The organism is Staphylococcus sp. HMSC055C03 (assembly GCF_001809385.1).
Classification (GTDB): Bacteria; Bacillota; Bacilli; order Staphylococcales; family Staphylococcaceae; genus Staphylococcus; species Staphylococcus simulans.
In genome coordinates, this window is the sequence record NZ_KV797478.1 from 1 (window position 1) to 3,211 (window position 3,211).

The window sequence follows — 3,211 nt, forward strand, 5'->3', positions numbered from 1 at the left end:
TTACTTATGATTACATATGGTCCATATTTTTGCTTCTCTTCACCTCGAGTCGTATCTAGATCAATCATTATAATGTCAAATTGTTTTACCATAACTCTTGACCTACTTCATCTCCAAAATTAATTTCTTTTTCATCATAGTGACCACCATTACGATAAAAATCATGAATTTCATCGATAATTGATTTTTCTCTTTTGGTAAACTTAACTACGCCCTCGTTTATTTCTACATTTAAAGAATCCCCAATGTTTAAACCTGCTTCATGTAAGATGGATTTATTTAAACTGATTGCTTGGCTGTTCCCATTTTTTATAACTTTTGATAATGTTCTCATGTATCATCACTCCCTTTAGTATAAGTGTATCACACGTTATAACGTAGTCATAACATTCGGATATCATTATCACAGCACAACATCTTCATCCTATTGGATGTCATCTGACATATTATGAATTATTTCTTTTACTACTGTAGTATGGTCAAGCTTATTTTTGACTCTAATTTCTCTTTTTATTTTCAAAAATGTTTTTAATTTTTAAGAAAGCCATACTTTGTACAAAAAGTTAAACGTATGGTCCATAACAAAAATGACCAATGAGTCCTTCACTATCAAAGATAGCGAGGACTCATTGGTCATTTTGTGAACCTTGATCATAATGGTACATCTATTTAAATTGTCACTCATCATTGAAAGAATTTTTTACATAAAAAAAGCCCAGTACCTTTCAGGATGAGTTCCCAAAATAACTGGAGCTTACATATGCAATTTCATTATATATCATCTTCAATATCTAAACAAATATTGTTTTTTTAGTCGAAATAATTGTTAGTAGTTCAATAGGTATAATAATGTACCATAAAGATTCTAACTCGTAAATTATCAAAATTTTGGTTCTGTTGCAAATTTAGAAAAGTCAACTGAATATCATTTTAACAATTGATATTATCTTAATTAACCAACATGTGGTTAATATCTTGGGACGGCGAAAATCCATAAATCAAAAGAGACCTGCGGTTCTTTTTACAAATTTCGTAAACACGTTGGGGAAATAAATGTTATAGTTTTGCATTCCTAACTACTATAATGTTATAATTTACTTAACGAAGATTATATGCATATATGCACCAACCCCCTCACTATTTGCGGTAGTGAGGGGGTTTTTGATGCGGCTTAACGTCGCCTTCTATTTATTACGTTTACTACTAAGCCAGTAAGTAAAGTACGCAACTGCACAGCCACTAATGACTGGTGCAATGATGTGAACGAAGATTACATACATATTAAGCACCTCCTTCCGTCGAAAATATCGCCGGAAGTTAAGACGACTACACTATTATACCATCTGTTGTTCTGTTGCAAAGTTGATTTTATAGTGTAATTTTGACAAAAAGAGGCTTCTATATGAATTATTTTAGATATAAACAGTTTAACAATGATATCATCACTATAGCCGTTGGGTTCAAGAATATACTCCAATTTTATATCAAATTTAGAAGAAAAAGTGTAAAAAAATTATTACAAACTGCATATTGATGAGGCATACATCAAAGTAAAAGAAACATGGAGCTATTTAAATCAAGACATTGATACAGATGGTTATACATTAGATATTTGATTACGTATGCAACACGATAATCATTCAGCATATATGTTTATAAAACATCTCGCTAAACAATTTGGTAAACCTCAAATAGTGATTACAAATCAGAAACCTTCAACGAAGGTAGCGATGACTTTGGAAAGCAGTCAAACAAAATACAGAACATCCTAGAAAGTAAGAATTAGACGAGCTAAAAAATCAAAACAAGCTAGTTATACCTTACATCGAGGTAACAAAGAAGTCGAGAAAAAGAAGATACTCAAAAACATCAGAAATGCAACAAAGGATAATATTGAAATTAACGAAAATTACGATGTCTTTTGTACATCATACCTTCTTTGTATATGCAAGTGATCTTCAATTATGAATGCATACAATATACATGCATAATGTATGCAACATCTAAATACGATATTTCAATTATAGGTAGTTATTTTGTACACGATATTCACTTCACTTATATATTAAAAATAATTTTCCTCGATGTATCTTGCAACTGCATTAGCTAAAATATTAGAAGATGATAAAAGCTTAAAATGCAATGCATCATTTAACGATATTATGTCTCCTACATATATTATTCATGTTATCTTCAACAATATCACTTTCTTGAATTTTGATTTTATCGTTTAAGTCAATCGGATACTCTAACGCAGTTATTAGCGTTAACAATTTAGTTACACTAGCAGGATTACTTTTATCTGATTCATTTTTCGAAAAAACACTGTGAGGTTTAAAGTTCTTTAAGAGTTCTATATTTTTTAATGGATATTTAAAAACCGTAAATGAATTTGCATCTATGTTATTTTCTTTATTATCTAAAACAGTATCCATAATAAGTTTTACTTGGTGAAACCTATTTCCTTTTGCTTTTAATACTGTTACTAAGTATATCTCATCTTTAGCATATAACAGGACACTTAAATTTTTTATAAAACCTACGGTACCTGTCTTTCCACCTAAAATATCATAATAATTATTTAAACTTTTATTATATACAGTACTTTTAATTTCCGATTTTCTTGTATTATCTCCTAATATTCTTACTATATGTTTCTCTTTTTTCCAAATTTTAACGATAATTGGATTTAAACTTGCTTGTAATAACAACAATGATAAATCGTAACTTGTTGATAGTTGTCCTTTTTTAGTTAATCCTGACGGATTTTTAAAATTTGAGTTTAACATTCCTATATTTTTTGCTACTTCATTCATTTTATTTATAAATAAATCCATTTATTTTCACCTATTTTCTTTTAGTATTCAATGCTAGTATATAATAAAAATTAAAGGGGTGAAATTGATGATCAGATTTAAAATCTTTTAAATACCTACAAATACATAAAATCCAAATCATTGGAAGTAATATTTTTTGTTGATTAGAAATTAACTGTTAACAGATATATGAGGTGAGATTAATATACACGTCCCTTATCTCTTAGGTTTCAATTCAGACACGAAGAAGAGGGCGTTACTTTTCTAACAATTTCATTCGTATCATAGTGACCGATAGTCGTCAATGCTATATTATTACATTTACTGGCTTAGTAAATGTAATAAATAATTAATAGGTAAGTTAACAATTAGTGCCCCCCGCACTATTGCAATAG

The 3,211-nt window shown here is 29.1% G+C and carries 3 protein-coding genes and 1 pseudogene; 1 reads left to right on the forward strand and 3 read right to left on the reverse strand.

Features of this window, described 5'->3' with window-relative positions; all coding sequences use genetic code 11:
- Positions 1 to 85: 85 nt before the first annotated feature.
- Together HMPREF2603_RS02575 and HMPREF2603_RS13185 are read right to left on the reverse strand one after the other, a co-directional pair.
- Positions 86 to 334: an AbrB/MazE/SpoVT family DNA-binding domain-containing protein gene (locus tag HMPREF2603_RS02575; protein ID WP_070469062.1), complete on the reverse strand. Its 249-nt coding sequence runs from the start codon at positions 332 to 334 to the stop codon at positions 86 to 88.
- 850 nt (positions 335 to 1,184) lie between these two features.
- The gene (locus HMPREF2603_RS13185; protein ID WP_138108223.1) at positions 1,185 to 1,280 is read right to left on the reverse strand and encodes a type I toxin-antitoxin system Fst family toxin; all 96 of its coding nucleotides are present in this window, start codon (positions 1,278 to 1,280) and stop codon (positions 1,185 to 1,187) included.
- A gap of 122 nt (positions 1,281 to 1,402) precedes the next feature.
- Here HMPREF2603_RS13185 and HMPREF2603_RS12970 point away from each other — a divergent pair.
- Positions 1,403 to 1,733: pseudogene (locus HMPREF2603_RS12970) on the forward strand (DDE-type integrase/transposase/recombinase); the annotation flags it as partial.
- 414 nt (positions 1,734 to 2,147) lie between these two features.
- Here the strand turns inward: HMPREF2603_RS12970 and HMPREF2603_RS02585 are convergent.
- A complete protein-coding gene (locus HMPREF2603_RS02585) occupies positions 2,148 to 2,837 on the reverse strand; it encodes a D-alanyl-D-alanine carboxypeptidase family protein (protein WP_070501900.1) in 690 nt (229 codons plus the stop codon).
- Between the last annotated feature and the right edge of the window lie 374 nt (positions 2,838 to 3,211).